This is a genomic window from Paenalcaligenes sp. GW821-LYS-B07-1 (assembly GCF_058803365.1).
Genome location: NZ_CM179516.1, coordinates 2,919,751 through 2,941,885, shown reverse-complemented (window position 1 = coordinate 2,941,885; position 22,135 = coordinate 2,919,751). Strand labels below are relative to the sequence as shown.

Annotated in this window: 24 protein-coding genes and 1 pseudogene; 9 read left to right on the top strand and 16 right to left on the bottom strand. The window is 51.0% G+C overall.

Annotated elements, in window-relative coordinates:
- Positions 1–29 precede the first annotated feature (29 nt).
- Both AC3QL0_RS14175 and AC3QL0_RS14170 read left to right on the top strand, forming a co-directional pair.
- Positions 30–1,520, top strand: a complete 1,491-nt coding sequence (locus AC3QL0_RS14175) for a S41 family peptidase (RefSeq protein WP_493009053.1) — start codon at positions 30–32, stop codon at positions 1,518–1,520.
- Between the two features lie 12 nt (positions 1,521–1,532).
- Positions 1,533–2,285: a HesA/MoeB/ThiF family protein gene (locus AC3QL0_RS14170; RefSeq protein ID WP_493009052.1), complete on the top strand. Its 753-nt coding sequence runs from the start codon at positions 1,533–1,535 to the stop codon at positions 2,283–2,285.
- On the opposite strand, the gene AC3QL0_RS14165 is transcribed toward AC3QL0_RS14170, so the two are convergent.
- The 6 genes from AC3QL0_RS14165 to AC3QL0_RS14140 all read right to left on the bottom strand — a co-directional run bounded on the left by AC3QL0_RS14165 (position 2,282) and on the right by AC3QL0_RS14140 (position 6,465).
- Positions 2,282–3,040: a pyrimidine 5'-nucleotidase gene (locus AC3QL0_RS14165; RefSeq protein ID WP_493009051.1), complete on the bottom strand. Its 759-nt coding sequence runs from the start codon at positions 3,038–3,040 to the stop codon at positions 2,282–2,284. The genes AC3QL0_RS14170 and AC3QL0_RS14165 overlap by 4 nt on opposite strands.
- Positions 3,040–3,939 (bottom strand): acetylglutamate kinase, encoded by a 900-nt coding sequence (argB, locus tag AC3QL0_RS14160; protein ID WP_493009050.1) that lies wholly within the window; start codon positions 3,937–3,939, stop codon positions 3,040–3,042. Before argB ends, AC3QL0_RS14165 begins: the two co-directional genes overlap by 1 nt.
- A gap of 91 nt (positions 3,940–4,030) precedes the next feature.
- On the bottom strand, positions 4,031–4,540 hold the full coding sequence (locus AC3QL0_RS14155) for a peroxiredoxin family protein (protein WP_493009049.1): 510 nt from the start codon (positions 4,538–4,540) through the stop codon (positions 4,031–4,033).
- Positions 4,537–5,256 carry a BON domain-containing protein gene (locus AC3QL0_RS14150; protein WP_493009048.1) on the bottom strand — a complete coding sequence of 240 codons (720 nt, stop codon included), beginning with the start codon at positions 5,254–5,256 and terminating at the stop codon, positions 4,537–4,539. Before AC3QL0_RS14150 ends, AC3QL0_RS14155 begins: the two co-directional genes overlap by 4 nt.
- On the bottom strand, positions 5,256–5,849 hold the full coding sequence (locus AC3QL0_RS14145; protein WP_493011003.1) for a phosphoheptose isomerase: 594 nt from the start codon (positions 5,847–5,849) through the stop codon (positions 5,256–5,258). The genes AC3QL0_RS14150 and AC3QL0_RS14145 overlap by 1 nt, the downstream gene beginning before the upstream one ends.
- Positions 5,850–6,003: 154 nt before the next feature.
- The gene (locus AC3QL0_RS14140) at positions 6,004–6,465 is read right to left on the bottom strand and encodes a YraN family protein (protein ID WP_493009047.1); all 462 of its coding nucleotides are present in this window, start codon (positions 6,463–6,465) and stop codon (positions 6,004–6,006) included.
- A 34-nt stretch (positions 6,466–6,499) separates the two neighbouring features.
- On the opposite strand from AC3QL0_RS14140, the gene rsmI reads away from it, so the two are divergent.
- On the top strand, positions 6,500–7,438 hold the full coding sequence (gene rsmI / locus AC3QL0_RS14135; protein ID WP_493009046.1) for a 16S rRNA (cytidine(1402)-2'-O)-methyltransferase: 939 nt from the start codon (positions 6,500–6,502) through the stop codon (positions 7,436–7,438).
- On the opposite strand, the gene AC3QL0_RS14130 is transcribed toward rsmI, so the two are convergent.
- The 10 genes from AC3QL0_RS14130 to AC3QL0_RS14085 all read right to left on the bottom strand — a co-directional run bounded on the left by AC3QL0_RS14130 (position 7,439) and on the right by AC3QL0_RS14085 (position 14,968).
- Positions 7,439–8,347, bottom strand: a complete 909-nt coding sequence (locus AC3QL0_RS14130; protein WP_493009045.1) for a septal ring lytic transglycosylase RlpA family protein — start codon at positions 8,345–8,347, stop codon at positions 7,439–7,441.
- On the bottom strand, positions 8,344–9,219 hold the full coding sequence (rapZ, locus tag AC3QL0_RS14125; protein ID WP_493009044.1) for an RNase adapter RapZ: 876 nt from the start codon (positions 9,217–9,219) through the stop codon (positions 8,344–8,346). Before rapZ ends, AC3QL0_RS14130 begins: the two co-directional genes overlap by 4 nt.
- A 72-nt stretch (positions 9,220–9,291) precedes the next feature.
- The gene (hprK, locus tag AC3QL0_RS14120) at positions 9,292–10,227 is read right to left on the bottom strand and encodes an HPr(Ser) kinase/phosphatase (RefSeq protein ID WP_493009043.1); all 936 of its coding nucleotides are present in this window, start codon (positions 10,225–10,227) and stop codon (positions 9,292–9,294) included.
- Positions 10,202–10,690 carry a PTS sugar transporter subunit IIA gene (locus AC3QL0_RS14115; protein ID WP_135863084.1) on the bottom strand — a complete coding sequence of 163 codons (489 nt, stop codon included), beginning with the start codon at positions 10,688–10,690 and terminating at the stop codon, positions 10,202–10,204. The genes hprK and AC3QL0_RS14115 overlap by 26 nt, the downstream gene beginning before the upstream one ends.
- A gap of 166 nt (positions 10,691–10,856) precedes the next feature.
- Positions 10,857–11,183, bottom strand: coding sequence for a ribosome hibernation-promoting factor, HPF/YfiA family (gene hpf, locus AC3QL0_RS14110; protein ID WP_166407370.1), 327 nt, complete (start codon positions 11,181–11,183; stop codon positions 10,857–10,859).
- Positions 11,184–11,336: 153 nt separating this feature from the next.
- A complete protein-coding gene (lptB, locus tag AC3QL0_RS14105) occupies positions 11,337–12,113 on the bottom strand; it encodes an LPS export ABC transporter ATP-binding protein (RefSeq protein WP_493009042.1) in 777 nt (258 codons plus the stop codon).
- A gap of 9 nt (positions 12,114–12,122) precedes the next feature.
- Entirely contained in the window at positions 12,123–12,746 is a 624-nt protein-coding gene (gene lptA / locus AC3QL0_RS14100; protein WP_493009041.1) for a lipopolysaccharide transport periplasmic protein LptA, read from the bottom strand.
- An 8-nt stretch (positions 12,747–12,754) separates the two neighbouring features.
- Positions 12,755–13,360, bottom strand: coding sequence for an LPS export ABC transporter periplasmic protein LptC (gene lptC / locus AC3QL0_RS14095; RefSeq protein ID WP_493009040.1), 606 nt, complete (start codon positions 13,358–13,360; stop codon positions 12,755–12,757).
- Positions 13,361–13,368: 8 nt separating this feature from the next.
- Positions 13,369–13,977: a KdsC family phosphatase gene (locus AC3QL0_RS14090; protein ID WP_493009039.1), complete on the bottom strand. Its 609-nt coding sequence runs from the start codon at positions 13,975–13,977 to the stop codon at positions 13,369–13,371.
- 1 nt (position 13,978) lies between these two features.
- A complete protein-coding gene (locus tag AC3QL0_RS14085) occupies positions 13,979–14,968 on the bottom strand; it encodes a KpsF/GutQ family sugar-phosphate isomerase (RefSeq protein ID WP_493009038.1) in 990 nt (329 codons plus the stop codon).
- 156 nt (positions 14,969–15,124) lie between these two features.
- On the opposite strand from AC3QL0_RS14085, the gene AC3QL0_RS14080 reads away from it, so the two are divergent.
- The 6 genes and pseudogenes from AC3QL0_RS14080 (at position 15,125) to cydC (ending at position 22,020) form a co-directional block, all read left to right on the top strand.
- Complete coding sequence (locus tag AC3QL0_RS14080; RefSeq protein WP_493009037.1) at positions 15,125–15,694, top strand: GbsR/MarR family transcriptional regulator; 570 nt, start codon at positions 15,125–15,127, stop codon at positions 15,692–15,694.
- Entirely contained in the window at positions 15,687–17,261 is a 1,575-nt protein-coding gene (locus AC3QL0_RS14075; RefSeq protein WP_493009036.1) for a cytochrome ubiquinol oxidase subunit I, read from the top strand. Before AC3QL0_RS14080 ends, AC3QL0_RS14075 begins: the two co-directional genes overlap by 8 nt.
- Positions 17,262–17,274: 13 nt before the next feature.
- The gene (cydB, locus tag AC3QL0_RS14070; protein ID WP_493009035.1) at positions 17,275–18,429 is read left to right on the top strand and encodes a cytochrome d ubiquinol oxidase subunit II; all 1,155 of its coding nucleotides are present in this window, start codon (positions 17,275–17,277) and stop codon (positions 18,427–18,429) included.
- A gap of 17 nt (positions 18,430–18,446) precedes the next feature.
- Positions 18,447–18,527, top strand: a pseudogene (cydX, locus tag AC3QL0_RS14065) (cytochrome bd-I oxidase subunit CydX); the annotation flags it as partial.
- 59 nt (positions 18,528–18,586) lie between these two features.
- A complete protein-coding gene (gene cydD, locus AC3QL0_RS14060) occupies positions 18,587–20,365 on the top strand; it encodes a thiol reductant ABC exporter subunit CydD (RefSeq protein WP_493009034.1) in 1,779 nt (592 codons plus the stop codon).
- Complete coding sequence (gene cydC / locus AC3QL0_RS14055) at positions 20,362–22,020, top strand: thiol reductant ABC exporter subunit CydC (protein WP_493009033.1); 1,659 nt, start codon at positions 20,362–20,364, stop codon at positions 22,018–22,020. Before cydD ends, cydC begins: the two co-directional genes overlap by 4 nt.
- Positions 22,021–22,135: the final 115 nt, after the last annotated feature.

Here is a 22,135-nt window from a genome sequence, read left to right as displayed (position 1 = left end):
ACCAAATAATTCGAGATTACAGGAAATACATGGCTAATCGCAGGCTTCGCGGAATTGGATTAATAGGCTTAGGTGCATTGGGTGGAGTGCTGATCAGCCTAACCGTCAGTGCAGTGGCCCAAAGAGGTGAGCCGCTACCATTGCGTGAACTGCAACAGTTCGCCAATGTGTTTTCAGCCATCAAAAGCAGCTACGTAGAGCCCGTCTCCGATCAAGCACTGATTGGCGATGCGATCCGTGGCATGTTCTCTGAACTAGACCCTCACTCCACTTATTTGGATGCCGAAGCATTCCAAGAAATGGAAAATATGACGCAGGGTGGTTTTGGTGGCTTGGGTATTGAAATCGGTAGTGAAGATGGTCGCCCTAAGGTGATTTCTCCTATTGAAGACTCCCCAGCAGCGAAAGCCGGCATCATGGCAGGCGATATCATCACGCAAATTGATGGTCAACCTACCAAAGACATGAGCTTGAACGACGCCATTAAGTTGATGCGCGGTGAACCACAAAGCTCTGTGAAATTGACGATTCAACGTGCCGGGCAAGATAAGCCTATAGACGTCACCATTGTTCGCGATCTGATCAAAGTACAGAGCGTGCGTGGTAAGAAGCTGGATAACGACTTGATGTACGTGCGTATTGCACAGTTCCAAGAACGTACGGCCGCTGACTTGATTCGCCAGTTGCGCACTTTGAGCGAAGGCTCCACGCCACGTGGTCTGGTACTAGATTTGCGTAACGACCCAGGTGGTTTGTTGGAAAGCGCTATTGGTGTGACCTCTGCGTTTGTGGAACCAGGCAAATTGGTGGTTTCTACCAAAGGCCGTATTCCATCCTCTAACCGCGAATACTTTGCTAAACCTATGGCATCGGTATTGAGTGATTTGCGTGGTGATCCAGATGCCTTGCGCTCGCTGGGTTGGTTGCGTGAAATCCCAATCGTTGTGTTGGTGAATGCAGGTTCGGCGTCGGCGTCTGAGATTGTGGCTGGTGCGTTGCAAGATCACAATCGTGCAACGATTTTGGGTGGCCGATCCTTCGGTAAAGGTTCAGTGCAAAGCGTGCTGCCTTTGGGCGAAGATTCCGGTATCAAGCTGACTACAGCGTTGTACTACACACCACAAGGCCGCAGTATTCAGGTTACGGGTGTAGAGCCAGATATCTTGGTAGACGATACTGCGCAAGGTAATTTGTTCCGCTTGCCACGTGAGGCTGATTTGCAGCGTCACTTGCATAATGAAAGCGGCGACAACGAAGATGAGCAGAAAGACACACAAGAATACGTGGCTGAGCCTAAAATGTTTGAGTTCGGTGGTGCTGACGACTTCCAGTTAATGCAGGCTGTTAACTTCTTGGAAGGCCGTGAAGTAAAAAAATCAGACCCAAGCGCTGTGGTTGAGACACCAGCTGATGCTGAGTCTGACGATGCTCAAAAAAAAAGAGTAGCGCCGACGCGCAATAGTGATGGGGCAGAGCGGTTTAAAGTCACGCCTCACGGACTAGAGCCGGCCAAGCCTTAAGCTGAGTCAGCAATGAATGATCAGCATTTGATGCGCTATGCACGCCATATTCTCTTAAATGAATTTGGCGTGGAAGCGCAGGAACGTATAGTGTCCTCACATGCCCTCATCGTGGGGGCTGGTGGGCTGGGTTCTCCCGCTGCCTTTTATCTGGCAGCAGCCGGTGTGGGTACCCTAACATTGGTGGATGACGACGAAGTAGAGTTAAGTAACCTACAACGTCAAATTCTGCACACCACTGATCGCATAGGCATGCATAAGGCAGAATCTGCCAAGCTCAGTCTGACTGCACTGAACCCTTCTATTACGATTAATACGGTATGCCAGCGCTTAGACGAAGACGCGCTGCAGCCGTTGGTAATGGCGGCTGATGTAGTGCTGGATTGTACCGATAACTTCGCTACGCGCCATGCAATTAACCGTAGTTGCTTGCGTCACCGTAAGCCACTGGTGTCGGGAGCAGGTATACGTTTCTCAGGGCAGATCAGCGTGTACGATCTGCGCCAACCTACTGCACCCTGCTATAGCTGCTTATTTCCTGAAGCGGATGATGTGGAAGAGCTGCGTTGTGCGACTACAGGGGTGTTTGGACCTGTTGTAGGTACCATAGGCTGTATGCAAGCAGCAGAGGCACTGAAGGTGTTGGGTGAGTTCGGTGAGCCGCTGGTAGGGCGTTTGCTGAGCTTTGACGCGTTAACCGCCAAATGGCACAGCATACGCTTCCAGCAAGACCCTGGTTGCGAGGTATGCGGGCAGCCAGATTAACGGCTGCTGTACTCCACCAGTTTTAGCTTACGATGGCGTTGAGCCAAATCTCGTATGCTTTGAATGCGTAAATCCACATAACTATTTCTACCACGGTGCAGCGCCGAATGCGGTGTGCCGGGGTTGAAAATGTGCACGGTTTGCATGCCTAATTGCTTGGCGCTTTTTAGATTGCGCAGGGTGTCTTCTACTAAGACAAACTGTTCAGCGGGGATGGCAAAACGAGCTTGTAGCTGTTGCATCAATGCCAGTGAAGGCTTGGGCCTGAAGCGGCCTTGCAACTGCATATGCTCAATTGCCCAAATCTCATCAAACAGTGATTGCATACCTAATAGCTGTAAGACGTCGCGTGCGTAATGCTCTGGTGCATTAGTGAGCACTATTTTGCGGCCAGGCAAGCGGTTTAACTGATGGATGATGTCATCTTCAGCAGACAGCAGCGGCTGCAAATCAAAGTTATGGCTACGGTGTAAGAAAGCATGTGCGTCTATGCCATGATGCCGGTGTAGGCCAATCATGGTGGCGCCATAGCGCTTCCAGTACTTCTGACGTAACGCATTGGCTTCATCCATGTCTACACGCACAAACTCAGCTACGGCTTCGGTCATGCTGCGATCAATGGCTTGGAAGATACCGTGCGAGGCATTGTGCAGGGTGTTGTCCAGATCAAAGAGCCAGACAGTATGTGGGGCCGTTGTTTGCGGATAATGCCGCCCACTGCGCGTACGCAGCGGGCGTTGCGGAGGATGCAGCATTAGTGCGCGCTAATCATGGTGCCTACACCACGATCGGTCAGGATTTCCAACAGCAAGCAGTGCGGTACACGACCATCAATCACGTGCACAGAGTTCACACCGTTGCGGGCCGCATCCAGAGCAGAGGATATCTTCGGCAGCATACCACCGGAAATCGTACCGTCTTGGAACAGCTCATCAATAGTTTGTGCTGACAAACGACGCAGCAACTCACCATTTTTGTTCAGTACACCAGGGGTGTTAGTCAGCATAATCAGCTTTTCTGCACCCAGCACTTCAGCCATTTTCCCCGCTACAACGTCTGCGTTGATGTTGTAGGCACGACCGTCTTCACCGTAACCAATAGAGGAAATTACGGGGATGAATTGGTCATCTTGCAAGGCTTTAACTACGGCGGGTTCGATGCGGGTAATGTCGCCCACAAAACCAATGTCGATCATGTTGTCAGGATCGTTTGCATCAGGCAGATATTTTTTCTTCACTTGGATCAAGCAGCCGTCTTTACCGGTTAAGCCCACCGCTTTACCGCCAGCTTCGTTGATCATCATAACGATGTCTTGTTGCACTTGGCCACCCAGCACCCATTCCACCACTTCCATGGTTTCGGCATCGGTGACGCGCATACCTTGAATAAAGGTACCTTCTTTGCCAACGCGTTTTAAGGCGTCGTTAATTTGTGGTCCACCACCATGGATCACAATAGGGTTCAGGCCAACTAGCTTCAGTAGCACCACGTCGTGGGCAAAACTGCGCTGCAATGCTTCTTCAGTCATGGCGTTGCCGCCATACTTAATCACTACCGTTTTACCGTGGAATCGACGGATGTAGGGCAGGGCCTCGGAAAGAACTTCCGCTTTAATGGTGGGGGAGGAACTTGGTGATTCGCTGGAAGTGGTCATCTCGGTGTTCACATGCAAAGATGAAAGAAAACCCGGGAAGCGTTAGCGCCCGGGGTCTGAATGAATACTGTACTACCAAATGACGGAAATTTTAACCGGCAAGTGCTTTTTCAAGGGTATTGATGAAGGTTTGCTTGTCGTAATTTCCCACATAACGCCGTAGGATGTTCCCTTTTTTATCAATTAGGAAAGCCGTGGGGGTTAAGCGTACATCGCCAAAGGCTTTGGCAATGTTGCCATCTGCATCGCGCGCAACGGTAAAGGGCAGTTGACGTGTGCTGGTAAAGTTGCGTACATATTCTTCGGGATCGTGCTTCATAGCTACACCAATGACTTCAAAGCCTTGATCGGCATAGTCAGTGGCGTATTTGCTGGTGTCAGGCATTTGCGCTACACAGGTAGTACAGTCTGTTGCCCAAAATTTCACCAGTACTACCTTACCTTGTAAGGAGGCCATGCTGATGTCTTCGCCTTCCAGTGTGTGGAAGGTGACATCAGGGGCTTTAGTACTGGAATCGGAGTCAGAGTCACCACAGGCGGCTAGGAAGCCTAGCACGCCAACCAGCATTAATTTAGACAGTAATGAAAACAGCTTGCTCATTGAACAGGTATCGCGACAGGGCCATTATCCAGCGAGCCGGATGAGGCGGGTGGAGTAGAGGTATTGCTACTGGTGTTAGAGTTGTTTGTGCTGGTTTGGTTCTGTTCTTGCTGCACACTGGCAGGACTAACATATTCAAACAGCTTAACAACCTTGTTCACGCCCTCTACGCCGGCAGCAGCTAAGGCTGCGCGTTCGCCTTCGGTGGTAGTGACTTTACCTTGCAGGTAAACCACACCACGCTCGGTGGTGACACTGATAGTACGGCTAGGTACTTCTTTGGTGTTGATCAATGCCGTACGCACTTTGGTGGTGAGCCAACTATCGTTCGAGCGCACGCTTAGCGATGTGACATCACCCACGCGCAGGTAGTTGTAGACCTTGCGTACTTTGGCTACTTTGCTAACGTTTGCTTCAGCTTGCTGGCGCAGTTCTTCGGTAGGTACATCACCTACCAACAGCAGATGCCCAGCGTAGGAGTTGGTGTTGATGCGTGCATCCTGTTCGCCAACCAGTTTACGGGCTTCGGCGCCCGCTTTCAGTTCAATGCTCTGGTCTTCAACCTGCTCGCCAGCTGTACGTCTGTCGGTTGCGACGCTAGCCGTTGTAGCGGCAACGCCACCTACAGCAATAGCAGCACAACCACTAAGCGTGATGCTGCCAGCTAAACCTAGAGCGATAAGAGAAAGGCGGGTAGTACGAACAGAAAAAAACATTATTCAACATCTCCGAGTAGGAGCGCATCAATACCATCACACATTGCATGTAGCATGAGCATGTGTACTTCTTGAATACGCATGGTGCGTTCGTGTGGAACACACAGGTGAATATCGGTGTCACGTAACATCTTACCGATTTTGCCACCGCCTTTACCGGTGAGGGCAATCACGACCAGATCACGTTCGTGGGCAACCTGAATAGCACGCATCACGTTTTCTGAGTTACCGCTGGTGGAAATTGCCACCAGAATGTCGCCGGTTTGCCCAAGGGCGGCGACTTGGCGTTCGAACACAGCATCAAAGCCGTAATCGTTACCTACAGCGGTCAGAATAGAGGTGTCGGTGTTCAGGGCTATACCCGCCAATGGCAGGCGATCGCGTTCAAAGCGCCCTACCAGTTCAGCAATAAAATGCTGGGCATCAGCAGCCGAGCCACCATTACCGCAGGCAAGCGCTTTGCCATTGTTGGTCAGTGTGGCAAATAAAAGTTCTACAGAGGCAGCCAGAGGCTCAGTGAGCTCCTGTGCGCTGAGATAAAGCGCTTCGGCGGAATCGTCGAAGTGCTGAGTCATTTTGGCGATCAGATCCATGATGTTGATTATCGCATGATCAAGAATTGAGGTGAATGCCGTAGCAATGGTTCCCACGATTATGACACTTCTATCTGCGTAATGGGGGATGCCCTCGCATAGAGTGGGGGCGGTTTCTGCAGGTTATAGTGTGAAAACACAAAAAATCGCAACCTTATGTAAACGCATCAGGAATCCAGAGTAGTTCTGAGTCAGTAAAAGCCACAACATCGAAGCGGCAAGGTGGCAATTTTCCACCGAAATGTTGTTGGCAAAGGTGGGAAAGCAGGAAAGATGCAGATAGGCGGATACGTTGTTGTTTGCTTCGGTTTACACTGGCGGCTGCTCCGTCAAAGTGAGCGTGGTGGCGATAGCGAACTTCAACGAACATCAGCGTGCGCTGATCGGTAGCGATGATGTCTATTTCCCCGAAAGGGCTAGAAACATTGCGAGCCAGTATGCAGAGCCCTTGTTCGTGCAAATACTGTGCGGCGCGATCTTCATAGCGTTGTCCCACACGCTGGGTTGGGGACAACTGAAGGCGCTTAGGTTGGGTGGCACCACCTCGGGTGCGTCGTTGCAGTGCACGGCGTTGAGCAAGACGTGCCAGAGCGGCAGGGGTAAGTAGCTGGCTCATGGTGAAGGATAATTTGAGAAGGTGACTACGTAGTATGGATGAGATCAAGATAGAACAGGGCATGGGAGTGACAGTTCAGAGCCTGTTGCAACGTACAGAAGAGCAGTCTTGGCCTGAATCCTGCCTGTATGTCGTAGCGACGCCTATAGGCAATCTGACGGATATGAGCTTGCGTGCCTGGCAAGCTTTGCGTCGTTGTGATGTGATTGCCGCCGAAGATACTCGTTCTACTCGCCCGTTGCTGCAAGCATGGGGGGTGGATACGCCTTTGATGGCCGCTCACCGTCACAACGAAGAACAAGCTGCTCAGCAAATTGTGGCAAAGCTAGAAGCGGGTCAACGAGTGGCGTTGGTGTCCGATGCGGGAGCGCCAGCCGTGAGCGATCCCGGTTCACGTATTGTGCGTAAAGTACGCGAGGCGGGTTATAGGGTATTGCCGTTACCGGGTCCTTCCGCTGTGATTACTGCGCTGATGGCAACGGGTGTAACCACAGACGAAAACCCCTCTTTTGCTTTTGCAGGTTTTGTGCCACCTAAATCTATGGCCAGACGTAAATGGCTGCAGCAATGGGATAGGTTTGATGGCCCTGTGCTCATGTTTGAAGGGCCGCACCGTTTACGTGCCACCTTGCTAGATATGCTGGAAGTGTATGGCCCTGATCGTCAGGTGAGCGTGGCACGAGAGCTTACTAAGCGCTTTGAGCAAGTGCATACCTTAGCGTTGACTGAGGTTGAGGCTTGGTTAGATGCTGACAGTCACCACGAGCAAGGTGAGTTTGTGTTGGTGGTGCATGCTAATGCTCTGGCGAGCGCTGTAGAAGAGTCTGATATTGACGAGGTTACGCAACAATGGATGCGTGTATTGCTCACTCAGTTATCGGTGAAAGATGTGGTGAAGCTTGCGGGGCAAGCCAGTTCGTATAAGCGTGATGCGCTCTACGACTGCGCATTACACTTAAAAGAACAGGGCTAATTATCGTATAGCCAAACTGGATACGATGCCGGTCTCTTGCTCAATGCGACGGCCAGCATCCAGAGCTTCGGTGCGGCTGTTGTAAGGGCCTATTTGTACACGATACAAATCATTGGCCGGTGCTACGTGGGCTTCACGAAATTCCACACTGCTAATTTTCTGATTTAGATGATCCACCAGCGAATTTGCGCTTTGCTGTGCAGAGAATGCGCCAAATTGTAGATATACCTGTGGCACACCACTGTTTTCACTAATAGTGGTGAGCTTGCCTGTGGAGGGCGCGCTTTGGTAATCATGCTGAACGGGTTGTAGCGTAGCAGGACTTTGTGTAGTGACTGGTGTGGGACTACCTTGGCCATAGGCACCAGTGCGTATATCGTCGTGGGTAATGGCCTCTACAATCACAGCACCACTGCCTGGCCCTATAAGCCCCAGTTTTGTGGCCGCAACATAGGATAGGTCAATAATTCGCCCGCCATGAAATGGCCCTCGGTCGTTAATACGTACGATGATGCTCTGTCCGGTTTGGGGGCGTGTGACCTTAGCGTAGCTAGGCAAGGGCAGTGTGGGGTGGGCGGCAGTCATGGCATACATGTCGTAGATTTCGCCATTCGCCGTTTTCCGGCCGTGGAATTTTTTGCCATACCATGAGGCGGTGCCCGTTTGTCTAAAGGGCTGATCGCCTGTCATAGGTACATATTGTTTGCCCATTACTGTGTAAGGGCGCATGTTGGCAGGGGCGTGTTGCTCAATGCGGGGCTGCGCATTGGGGATAGATTGCAGGTTTTTGGGTGGGTTAATATCAGGGCCATCATCTTGATAGTAACCACCGCCACGTTTGCTTGTGGTGCCGCATCCAGCAAGGATGGCGCTAAGTAAAAGAACGAAGAAAAGTTTGCTGCGTATCATGGCACCGGATTGATGGGTGGTTGGTTGCGATGGCGTACTAACAAAGGCGAGTGATGCGAGAAGCGTCTGGCCAATTGTTCCACCACATAGACAGAACGGTGTTGGCCGCCTGTACAGCCAATGGCTACAGTCAGGTAGTTTCGCGTGTCTTGCATGTAAAGAGGCAGCCAGCGTTCAACAAAACTGGCAATATCATCCACCATGTTTTGGACGCTGCCAAAACGGTCTAGCCATTGAGCAACGGGTTCGTCACGACCTGTAAGATGACGCAGTTCAGCGTCATAGTGTGGGTTAGGCAAACAACGCACATCAAACACTAAGTCGGCATCACCAGGTACACCACGTTTGTAGGCAAAAGACTCAAATGTGAGCACCACAGGGGAGCGGTCGGCTTGAACCAGATCGCGTACCCAAGCGCGCAATTGCCCTGGGGCCAAATCACTGGTGTCTATCACGTGTTCTTGTTCGCGCAGAGCCGCCATCATTTGGCGCTCGGCATCAATACACGCTTGCAGCGAAGGGGCTTGATTGTCTTGACGAAGGCGGTCAGTCAGAGGGTGGCGACGGCGGGACTCAGAATAGCGCTGTTTCAGCGTATGGTCGTTAGCATCTAGGAAAATAACGCGCAATGCCACACCGCTATTACGTAGCTGCGTGAGGATGCCAGGCAAGCTGTTCAAATCACCAGGGGCACGTACGTCAATTGCAATAGCGACGCGCTCTAACTGGGTTTCAACGGAACGAGCGATGAATTCTTGCAGGAAGGGCACCGGCAAATTGTCTACGCAGGTGTAGCCGGTGTCCTCGAGCAAACGTAGGGCAACGGATTTACCAGAACCGGAAATCCCGGTGATAAGTACGACTTTCAGCATGGATGGTCAGCGACATACAGAAGGAGAAAATGGCCGGCATTACACCAGGACTGTCCAACTATCATACCAATTCTATACTACGCGCTGTTGACTGCTTTCCTGTATGGCTTGAGCCTGACGCTCAATAAAATCACGCATGGTATCAATGCCACGAATCTTCAGGATGGTGTTTCGTACAGCGGCTTCTACCAACACGGCCAAGTTTCGACCCGCCGCCACTTGCAGCATTACTTGTAAGATATCCACACCCAAAATGGATTGAGTGCGATCTTGCATAGGCAAACGCTCGAAGTCGGCGGGGTTAGCGCGCATCAAATGCACAATGAGCTTGAGGTTCATTTTGCGGCGTACAGAGGTTTCACCGAAGATAGTACGTATATCCAGCAGGCCCAAACCACGCACTTCCAGCAGGTTTTGCAGTAGAGCAGGGCATTGACCTTCGATCACGCTAGGGGCGGTGCGAAACACTTCTACCGCGTCATCGGCTACTAAACCGTGTCCGCGAGAAATCAATTCCAGTGCCAGCTCGCTTTTACCCAAGCCGGACTCGCCAGTAATCAATACGCCTAAACCTAGAACGTCCAAGAACACACCATGCAAAATGGTGCTGGGTGCCAGACGCTTATTAAGGTACACACGCAGTAGATCAATGATCTCGGCGGCATCCAAGGGGGAGGCCAGTAGAGGAACGTGGTGATGTGCGCAAAAACTCACCAAGTCTTCAGGAGCAGGCGCATTGCTAGCAATGATGATGGCAGGTACGCCGCCTTGAGCCAGTTCTTCCAGATGGTGTTGACGTCGCTTTACATCAAAGCGGTGGTAATACGACAGCTCTTCCAGACCAAAGACTTGAATACGGGCTGGGTGAATCAAGTTCAAGTGCCCAAGCAGATCGGCGGCAGCCATGCCGGGATCCAGCAGAATATGGGCGGCGGATAATTCACCAGCCAGCCATTTGAAACTCAGACGTTCAGTGGTATCGCTAACAAGTTCCTGTATCGTCAACATGGTCTGGTTTATCCACATGGCTGGTGAGAAGTTGGTGGATGACAGCAGGATCCGTTTCTGTGTTCAGCGCGTGGCGCAGATCAGGGTCGGACATCAGGCGGGCAATTTCAGCCAGCAAGTCCAGGTGTACCTGAGTTGCATTTTCGGGAACCAACAGAATAAACAACAGACTCGCAGTGCGGCCATCGCAGGCGTCGAAACGAACGGGTTCTGATAAACGAATAAAAGCCGCTAGCGGCTCTTTAAGATCTTTAATACGGCCATGTGGAACGGCAACGTTGTGACCCAGCGCGGTCGATCCTAGGCGTTCGCGTGAGAAAAGACTTTGAAAAACAACCGTGCGTGCGATGCCCTGATTGTTTTCGAATAACAAACCTGCTTGCTCAAATGCACGTTTTTTACTGGTGGCTACCAGATCCAGTACAACATTTGAGGGAGGCAGAATTCGCGACAGTAAGTTCATGATTTACAGTACAGAGACTAGTGCGGGTGAGCACCGTCACATTAATGAGAGTTAAGCGCCATTTAATACGAAACTGCGGAAATAATAAAGCCCCATGTTACGGGGCTAGGTAGATACAGAAACGTATAGGCTTACTGATTATAAAGGAACTCTGACGCAAGCGCCTTTACAGTGAGGCGGATTCCATACGCTTATGTGGCGTGTGTGCGTGATTACCAACTTTGTCCTTGGCTTTGATAATTTGCCTTTCAACCTTGTCAGCCAATACGTCGATGGCAGCATACATGGATTCTTCGGCAGCTTCGCTGTGTAGGTCTTTGCCTGCTAGACGCAGGGTAACCTCTGCTTTTTGCTGTACGCGCTCAACTGAAAGAACTACCTGAATGCCGATGACGCTATCAAAATGTTTGGCGACGCGCCCAATTTTGTTTTCCACGTATTCGCGGATGGCTGGAGTGATTTCTACGTTGCGACCAGTAATGCTCAGACTCATATAAAGCTCTCCTGTGAGGTCAATATGCACAGCGTACGTGTGCGAAGGACAGTAGGTAAGGCGTGTTCTCCATATCTGTTATTGATGACTTCAGTATACATAAGTCAACGCCTTTGAGCATGATTCTGGTCAAAAATCCGTGTTTTCCCGTACCTACATTTTGAAGTGCTGACCCAGGTATACCTGACGTACGGCTTCGTTATTAATGATCTCGTCAGGATGGCCGCTGGTTAGTACAGTACCGTCGCTAATAATATAAGCACGGTCACAGATACCCAGTGTTTCGCGTACGTTGTGGTCAGTAATGAGTACCCCGATTTGGCGGGATTTCAAATATTGCACAATGCGCTGAATTTCGATCACAGCAATAGGGTCTACACCAGCAAATGGTTCATCTAACAAGATGAAACGGGGTTGTGTGGCCAATGCACGGGCGATTTCTACACGTCTACGCTCACCGCCGGATAACGACAATGCGGTATTGGTGCGGATGTGGCCGATCTGTAGTTCATCAATTAGGCGTTCTAGCTGCTCGTTGATTTGAGCCTTGTTAAAGCGCTTGCCTGTTTGGCGGTCAACTTGCAGTTCTAGAACAGCGCGAATGTTTTGTTCTACCGTCAGGCGCCTAAATACGGAGGCATCCTGAGGCAAGTACGACAACCCCAACTGAGCGCGCTTGTGCATAGGCAGCGCAGCAATAGGGGTGCCATCAATTTCGATACGGCCACGGTCAGCGGCCACAATCCCTACGATCATGTAGAAACTGGTGGTTTTACCTGCCCCGTTAGGCCCTAGCAAGCCCACTACTTCACCGCTGTTTACGGTAATGGACACATCTTTTACGACAGTACGCTTGCCGTAGGTTTTGCTTAACCCAATGGCGATCAGGTGGCCAGTGGACTCATGAGGGGTAGAAACTGTGTTTTCCATAATGCGTGATTAGCGTTTGGCGGCAGCAGAGGATTTGTTAGTGCACTCGGCCAGCGCGGCATCAGATTTGGAACGGTGACGCGTCACAGAGCGCACGCGCTGGTTAGGGCCAGCAGATTGCGGGCCACCGAAGGCTTCGTAGGTGTCGGTATCTTGGTGGTACACGATACGTTCGCCACGAATGTTGTCTTGAGGTTGACCGCATACATAGCGAGTAACCACAGCTTGGCCGATCAGAATCAGTTGTTTGGCCTTGCCATCGTATTCGGCACGCAGGCTTTCTGATTTGATGTTCTCAAATTTTTCAGGTTTTTCTTGACGCAGGTGTACGCGATCAGCCTGTTCTACTGTGGCCGTACCATATTGAAAACCGTCAGCATCTTCACGCATGGTTAAACGGTCAGACGATAGCGTCATATTGCCGCGAGTCATGGTGACGTTGCCCACAAAAACACTCTCGCGCTTGATGTCATCGTAGTGCAGGGTGTCGGACAAAATCAGCGTGTCAGGCTCTTCTGCAGGGGGCGTAGTTTGCGCCACAGCCATCGTAGTACCTAGCGCCAAAACAACTCCGGCACACCAAAGTAATGGGTGCGAGCGACGTAGCGTAAGAGTAGAAAGTGCAGGAATCATAGAGGTCTTCAAGGGTTGGAGGAAGACTGACGTTCTTGTCGGTCTTGGCCGGATATTTTGACATCTGAGGCGGAAAACACCTCAAGCTGACGTGTGGTGTTGTTGTAGCGCATGCCGGTGCCGCGCATGGTGGAATTACCATTAACGACCAAGGCAGGTTCTTCAGTATGTACTACGTCTTCATCTGGCAGAATCACCAGCACTTCACTGCGTACATCTAAGGGCTTACGTTCGGCATCAGGCAAACGTTGAGCATGGGCATCGCCTACCAAGGTGATGCGGCTACCGTCTTGATCCATGATGGCGGTGTTTGCCGTGGCAATGATAATGGGGGAGTCTACTTGATTACTAACTGCACGAGCATCAGTGATTTCGTAAGAGTCGTCGTCAGGGAAGTGCACCATGTGTTTGCCTTCCAGACGGTTTAATGCACGCCCTTCTTCGTCACTACGCACCAAGATAAAGTTCTTTGCCCATGAGTCAGGTTCGTGCGTGAAACGTCGTGGGGGATCTACTTCAATGGAACGGTGCGTATAGTCGGCCGCCCACCATGTGCCTACGACCAAAATGGTCAGCAGTATCATCGCAACGAGTGAAGGCAGTTTTTCGCGCATGCTAAGCCTTACTGAATGGAACCTGCAGTGTTAAAGGTTCTGGGTTGTAAGCAAGCACCCAGTTTGCCTTGTGCTGCCAAAACCAGATCACAGCACTCGCGCACAGCGCCTGAGCCACCGGCTTGCGTTGCTACCCAATGGGCAACTTGTGAAATGTAAGGGGGCGCATTCGGTACGCTCGCGGCAAAGCCCACACGTTGCATCGCCATCAAATCAATAATGTCATCGCCCATGTAGCCGATTTCAGAAAGATTCATCCCCATTTTGGTGGCGATTTCTTGGATCACTGGCAGTTTGTCGCTAATACCTTGGTGTACTTCAGCAATGCCCAGATCGGCAGCGCGTCGGGCAACAATGGCACCTTGTCGGCCTGTTACTAACGCGACATGTACGCCGTTTTCTTTGAGCAAACGAAGACCCAAACCATCCAAAGCATGGAAGGCTTTGAGGGCTTCACCGTGCTCGCCATACCAGAGGCGGCCATCAGTCAGTACACCATCAACATCAAATACCATCAGTCGGATAGCTTTGAGACGTTGCTGCAGTGACGCATCTACACGAGCCAAGATCAAGGCTTCTACAGGGTGTGGAGCGGTGAGTAGTGTGTTTTGAGACATGTTAGATCACCTTCGCAGCCAGCAAGTCATGCATATGCAGTGCGCCAAGTAGTTGGCCTTGCTGGTCTGTGATAAGTACTTGATGAATACGGTTATCGTCCATCATGCGGGCAGCTTCTATAGCCAAAGCTTGGGCAGAGATTTGACGCGGTGTGGGGGTCATACCGGCGGAAACGGTAGCCTCGCGTATATCGCCTTGCTTAGTAATTAGCCTACGTAGGTCGCCGTCGGTAAAAATACCCACAGGATGGCGTTGGGCGTCAACCACGATGGTCATACCCATACCTTTGGCTGACATTTCTGCCAAAGCATCGGTAACTAGCGTGTCGGTATGTACTATAGGTAGCGCATCGCCTTGGCGCATGACGTCACGAACAAACGTCAGTAATTGTTTGCCTAGTGCGCCACCGGGGTGGGAACGGGCAAAGTCTTCAGTGCTAAAACCACGAGCCTCTAAACAGGCTACTGCTAACGCGTCGCCTAACACTAAGCAGGCGGTGGTGCTGGCAGTAGGAGCTAAATTCAGAGGGCAGGCTTCCTGATCTATATGTACATCTAAATGTAGGTCTGCACTTTGTGCTAATTCGGACTGGTCGTTACCTGTCATGGCAATCAATTTGATGCCTAGACGTCGAGTCACGGTAAGTATAGTGATGAGCTCTTGCGCTTTGCCTGAATAGGATAAGGCAATCACCAAGTCGTCTTCGGTAATCATGCCCAAGTCGCCATGCAGGGCCTCTGCTGCGTGCATGAAGAAAGCAGGGGTACCGGTGGACGCTAAGGTTGCAGCGATTTTCCGCGCAATATGGCCAGATTTGCCAATGCCTGTGACTACCACTCTACCTTTGCAATTCAGCAACAGACCTACCGCTTTGACGAGGCTGTCATTCAGCCTGCCTCGCAATGCTTGCAAAGCATGAGTCTCTATATCGAATGTGCGCTGAGCCGAAGCAATAACGCGTTTTGGATCCGGTGTGATGAAGGCTCTCATAGCAAAATTCTACCCTAATCGCGTATTTTAGCCGGTCTTTGCCTGCTTGCGGAGAAGTAATGATTTAAAGCTTGAGGCTTGAATAGGCCAGTGCATAGGACTATGATTCGGTAATTATTGCAATTTCAGTAATTACTGAAACTTCAGGAGTTAGAGATGGTATTGGACCCGCAGGCCGAACGCTTTATTTTGCATTTCGGTGAAATGGGTGGGCGCTGGGGCGTAAATCGAACCGTAGGGCAGATTTACGCATTGTTGTTTTTGTCTCCTGAGCCTTTGCACGCAGAAGAGATCGCAGAAACCTTAAAAATCTCACGCTCCAATGTGAGCATGAGTCTGCATGAGTTGCAGTCTTGGCGACTGGTGTTGCTGACCCATAAAGTGGGTGATCGCCGGGATTACTTTGAATCACCCAAAGATGTTTGGGAAATTTTTCGCATCTTGGTTGAGGAAAAACGTAAGCGCGAGATTGATCCTACGCTGACCCTGTTGCGTTCCATGCTGATGGAGCAACCAGACGGCGCGCGTGAGGAATACGAACATCAACGAATTGCGGCAATGTTGGAACTGATAGAGCTGGCTACGGGCTGGTTTGACGAGATCCAGAATTTGCCGCCAGAAACCTTGCAGAGCTTGATGAAACTTGGCTCCAAGGTACAGAAGGTGTTGGGCCTAGTGGGCAAGGTCCGAAAAAGTGTGAAGTTATCCGGAGATCAACATGATTGATTTAGACGTGGTGTCATTGTCGAGGTGGCAGTTTGCCTCCACTGCAATGTTTCACTTTCTTTTTGTTCCCTTAACCTTAGGGTTATCGTTCTTGCTTGCCATTATGGAGAGCGTGTACGTCATGACAGGTAAAGCCATTTGGCGCCGCATGACCATGTTCTGGGGCAAGCTGTTTGGTATCAACTTTGCGCTAGGGGTGGGGACCGGGGTAGTGATGGAGTTCCAGTTCGGGATGAACTGGGCATACTACAGTCATTACGTGGGTGACATTTTTGGTGCGCCGCTGGCCATTGAGGGCTTGATGGCCTTCTTCTTGGAAGCAACCTTTGTGGGGTTGTTCTTCTTTGGCTGGGATAGGCTGTCCAAAGTAAGCCACTTGGTAGTGACATGGTTAGTGGCTTTTGGGGCGAACTTCTCCGCACTGTGGATTCTGATTGCTAATGGCTGGATGCAAAACCCAGTAGGCGCTATTTTCAATCCTGAAACCATGCGTATGGAAATGACCAACTTTGCTGATGTGCTGTTTAACCCTGTGGCACAGGCGAAGTTTGTACACACGGTTAGCTCCGGCTATGTGTTGGGCGCAGCGTTTGTGGTAGGGGTAAGTGCTTGGTACGTTTTGCGCGGACGTCACCTGGAAATCGCACGTAGATCCCTGACTGTTGCTGCGAGTTTCGGTTTGGCTGCTTCCTTGTCTGTGGTTGTGCTGGGGGACGAAAGTGGTTACCTCACTACAGAACACCAACAAATGAAAGTAGCGGCGATGGAAGCGATGTGGGAAACAGAGCCTGCACCTGCTAGCTTCAAATTATTTGCGATTCCAGATCAGGAAAAACGTGAAAACCTTGTAGCGCTGGATATTCCATGGGCGATGGGCATTATCGGTACACGTTCCTTGAGTACCGAAATGGCAGGTATTAATGACTTAGTTGCTCATGCACAAGTACGTATACGCAATGGTTTGTTAGCCTATGACGCTTTGCAAAAAGTGCGTGCTGATAAAACCGATAGTGAAGCACGTGCTGTGTTTGATGCTCACTGGCAAGACCTAGGTTACGCCCTGCTGCTTAAACGTCATGTCAGCGATATGGCTCAAGTAACCGATGAGCAAATTGCACAAGCTGCGTGGGATACCGTTCCACAGGTGGCGCCGCTGTTCTGGAGTTTCAGAGTCATGGTGGCATTGGGTTTCTACTTTATTGTTTTCTTTGCTGTGGCTTTCTTCTTGGCTTCCAAAGACCGCATCACCAATAGCAAACGTTTCCTCAAAGTGGCGCTATGGACTATTCCTCTGCCATGGATTGCGATTGAGTGTGGTTGGTTTGTGGCCGAGTTTGGTCGTCAGCCATGGATTATTGAAGGGGTACTGCCTACTTACTACGCTGCCTCGGGCTTGAGCGTGACAGATCTGGTGATCAGTATGGCTGTCTTTATGGGTCTGTACACCACGTTGGCTGTGATTGGTGTCAAGGTGATGTTGCACTCCATCCGTAAAGGTCCAGATGAGCACAGTCCTGAGCCTAATGTACCTCTCACACCACAGAATAGTGTGCTAGGCGCGGAGTAATAAGGGGAAAACCATGGATTCATTTATTTTGTTTGATTACGATACCCTGCGCATTATTTGGTGGTTGCTGCTAGGCGTATTGTTAGCACTGTTCGCAGTGATGGACGGGGCGGACATTGGTGTGGCGATGCTATTGCCAGCTGTAGCCAAAACCGATGATGAACGACGTGTGCTGTACAACGTGATCGGCCCTGTTTGGGAAGGTAACCAAGTATGGTTGATTCTAGGCGGTGGTGCGATCTTTGCCGCATGGCCAGTGCTGTATGCGATGGCATTCTCGGGTTTCTACCTTGCGATGCTGCTGCTGTTAGTCGCGCTGATTGTACGTCCAGTAGCGATTAAATACCGCAGCAAGATGGAGTCGCAGCAGTGGCGTAACCGTTGGGATGCGATCTGGTGCTTGAGTGGCGTGGTGTCTGCACTGGTGTTTGGGGTGGCGATTGGTAACGTGTTGTTGGGCGTGCCATTTGGCTTTGATCCGGAAACGTTGCGTCCGTTATATACCGGTAGTTTCTTTGGCTTGTTTACTCCCTTTGCCTTGTTGACTGGTGTGGTCAGTATCTTGCTGTTGGCTTTCCAAGGTGCTGTTGTGCTGTCGTGGAAAACCGAAGGGCTGATTGCGCAGCGTGCGGTACGTTGCGCACGAGTTACTGGTTTGCTAATGCTGCTGCTTTTTATTGGTGCTGGTGTGTGGGTAGCTACAGGCTTAGAAGGTCAAGTGGTGACTTCTGCTATTGAACCTGGCGCATTCTCTAACCCATTGAGTAAAACAGTAGAAGTGACAGCAGCGGGTGGTTGGATGTTGAACTTCAGCCTTTACAGTTGGATGTGGTTAGCCCCCATGATTGCGGTATTGGCAGCACTGGTTGCCATTTTCTTAGTTCCGCGCGGCGCACTGTTAGCAGTGTTCTGCTCGTCAGTGTCTGTGATCGCTGTTGTGCTGACCTTTGGTTTCGCGTTGTTTCCCTTCTTGTTGCCATCGTCGTCTCAACCCGATGCCGGCTTAACGATCTACGATGCGTCCGCGAGCCACCTCACACTATGGGTGATGCTGTTGGTTACTTGCATCTTCTTACCAATGATCATTGCATACACTAGCTGGGTATACAGTGTCATGCGTGGCAAGGTAACGGCAGACAGCGTGCATAACGCTCCCCATTCCTATTGATTTGCGAGGGCTGTATTATGTGGTACTTTTCTTGGATATTGGGTTTGAGTCTAGCTTGTGCGTTCTCTATCCTGAATGCCATGTGGTTTGAATTAAGGGTAGTGAATTCACAGAGTAGACAACAGAACGATACGTCAACGCTGTCTAATGAGTAACTGTGACTAAACCATTGGCTGTTTCTTCCCCCCGCACGAAACGTAGCGGGGGGTGGCTAGCGCAATCGTGGCGACTAGCCCCCAGACGTATGCTCTGGGCATTATGTGCACCTTTGTTAGCAGGGGTGCTATTTTTGTTTCAGGCCTGGTGGCTGGCAGATGTTTTGGACCGAGCCGTGATTGGTCATGCCGCGCTACAGCAGTTATGGCCCGCCATCAGTATCGTGGCAGGACTCTTATTAGTCAGAGCCTTACTGGTCTGGTCTGGTGAGCGTGCGGCTAACTCAGGTGCCGAACACATTAAACATTGGCTACGAACTACCTTGATGCAGCGTTTGCTGAATAAGGGGCCGGCGTGGTCTCGACAGCATCCATCGGGTGAACTGACCACCGCATTAATAGACCACGTGGAAGCCTTAGAGGGCTATTTGCAACGCTACATGTCCGCAGCCGTGGCGGCGGTGTTTTTACCGTTGCTGTTAGCTGTTGTAGCGATGGGCGTTGATATTGTTGTGGGGCTGCTGTTATTGCTAACCGCCCCATTGATTCCCGTCTTTATGGCACTGGTAGGCTGGGGAGCAGAAGCTGCCAACCAAAAATACCATCAAGCCTTACAACGTTTATCTGGCGTTTTTGGCGACCGCGTCAAAGGCGTGTTTACCTTGGTACTGTTTGGTAGAGCCAAGGAAGAAGTAGAGGCAGTGCAACAAGCGAGCCAAGACTTAGGCAAAACCACCATGAAGGTGTTGCGTATTGCCTTCTTGTCCTCGGCGGTGTTGGAACTGTTCGCCGCACTCGGTGTAGCGGGTGTGGCGGTATATATAGGTCTGAGCTATTTAGGCATGTTGGGCGAGAGCTTTAGCGGTATGACGCTACAGCAAGGTTTGTTCTGTTTGTTTTTAGCGCCCGAGGTATACCAACCATTGCGTCAGATGGCTGCTAGTTATCACGACCGCGCTCAGGCTAAATCGGCGGTTACTTCCTTAGAAGGCATTTTTAAAACACTGCCCGCTGTGCCATCTAAAAAGGCAGATCACACCAGTACAGAGGTGTCTACTGAAAAGTGGGAGGGCGTGAGTGTACGTTTCCCTATGACTGATGCGTTGGGCGATACGCCTATATTGCAAACAGAAGGCTTTAGTTTAGTGGCGCCGGGGACGAATGCAGTATTGTTGAAATCGGTGTCTTTTACCGTGAACAAGGGCGAATCCGTTGCGCTGCAAGGTAGTAGTGGCAGTGGTAAAACAACACTGCTGGAAAGTTTATTGGGGCTGCGTACTCGCCACGGTGGTGAGGTGCGGTTATATACTGCCGACAAACAAACGGATGATGAACAAGGGTTTTTGCCAGGCGTGTGCTTATTGAGTGCGCATCCTTTTTTATCGGGTGAAACCGTAGAGCAAGTGCTTAAGTTGGCAGCGCCAGATGCTACCGAAGAACAACTGTGGCAAGCCTTAGAAAAGGTAGATATGGCACAGGTGCTGCGTGCACAACATGCAGGGTTACAAACCTTGTTAGGTACGCGAGGTTACGGTTTGTCGGGTGGGCAGTTGCAGCGTATTGCCTTAGCTAGGTTGTTCTTGTGCGATCCGGAATTGGTATTAATGGATGAGCCTACCGCTCACTTAGATACCCACACCCGCGACAAAGTACTAGATGCCATCTTGGCGTTTTGTGCTGACAGAGCATTGATTGTTGCCACACACGATCCAGCTGTCGCGGCGCGTTTGCAGCAGCAATGGAGTCTGCAAGATCAAACCTTGGTAGGAGTGCAATCATGACGCTATGGTGGGGATTGTGTCGTGATTGGTTGTTGCGACGTCGTTGGTTAGTAGTGGGCAGCATCTTGGTGGCGCTGGGAACTGTCGTCGCTGGGGTGGGGCTGCTTGCCGTAGCAGGTTGGTTTCTGACAGGAGCGTTTCTTGCTGCTTCTATGACCAGCTTTAATTTGTTTGGTCCGTCGGCATTGGTACGTGGTTTATCCATGTGGCGTATTGCCTCGCGCTACGTAGAGCGTATTGCAGGCCACACGGTTACGTTGGAATTGCAAGCAGAAATACGCGCACAAACTTTTGCGCAATTGATGCAACTACCACCGTCTGAGTTGGCTAAGTACCGTGATGGTGACTTGGTAGCTCGCTTGGTGAACGACGTAGAGCGTTTGGATAGTGTGTATTTGCTGTTGGTAGTACCAACGTGCACCGCATTGCTAGGCGGTGGTATGTATGCGCTCTTAACCGGCTCCCAAATGCCGTGGGGCGGGGTGGCTCTGGCGTTGGTTATTTTGATCGCTGCTGTATTAGTGCCTTATGTAGTAGCACGTAGAGCGGCGGCGGGTGGGATGCAATTGGCGGCACAAGTAGCCCAAGCCCGTAGCGTGTTACACGATACGATTGCAGCACACGTGGATGTGGTGGTGTTTAATGCCACTGACAAAGCACAAGCGAGTTTTGAACAGTTAAGCCAGTCGTTATCTAAGCAACGCGAAAAATTGGCTGCTATGGCTAGCTTGGGCAGCTTGTGGCAGCAGTGTTGCATGGCACTGACCTTGGTGGCGTTGGTGGTGATTGGTTTGGATGCGTACAGCAAAGAACTACTTACCGGCCCAATGTGGGTGGGGTTGCTGCTGGGGGCGTTGGGGCTGTTCGAAATTATGGCCCCCTTGATGCGTGGTGCAGCCGGTTTGGGGGTAGCTAGTGCGGCGGCGTCGCGTTTGGGTATGCTGCGTAGTGCTGGCGAGAAAATGCCTTCTGGTTCTACCCCGTTACCTGATCACGGCGTGCTGTTTACGCAGAGTCTGCATGTGGGTTTTGATGTGAAAGTACCGTTGTTGAAAGACGTGACATTACGCATTCCACAAGGTGGTAGGTGTTTAATACGTGGCGTCAGTGGCTCAGGAAAAACCACATTGCTGCAAACCTTGATGGGTGTGCAACCAGCGTTGGTTGGGGGAGTGCTGTACGGTGGAGTTGATGTGCAGCAAAGTCCTACAGATCAGCGTTTCCAACGGTTTGCCTTGCTGTCGCAGCACTCTACGGTGTTCATGGGTAGCCTACGTTATAACCTGACGTTGGGCTGTGCAAATGCCACAGATGAACAACTGTGGGATGCGCTACAGCGTGTACGTCTCGCTGACTTCGTGCGCAGCTTGCCAGAAGGCTTAGACAGTTGGATAGGTGAAGGCGGTAATACCTTATCTACAGGCCAAGCGCGCAGGCTGTGTTTGGCGCGTATTGTGTTGGCTTCGGCGAGTGTGTGGTTCTTAGATGAACCTACCAGCGGCCTCGATAGAACCAACGCGCATGCCTTGCTACAAGACGTGTTGCAGTTTGCCGGTACGCGTAGCGTCATCATGGTGAGTCATGACGAAGTGCCTGAGGGATGCTTTGAACAAGAATGGCAAGTGCAAGGTGAGACATTGCAGCGGGTCGCCTAGGGAACGTTCCTTTTAGGATACGTTCCCGGTTTTATCTGGTGCTATTGTGTACACTGCAGATGTGCCGGCAGTGCATCCTGCGCTGTGGCCTTTTTTGTGTCTAGAGTTAGTAGAA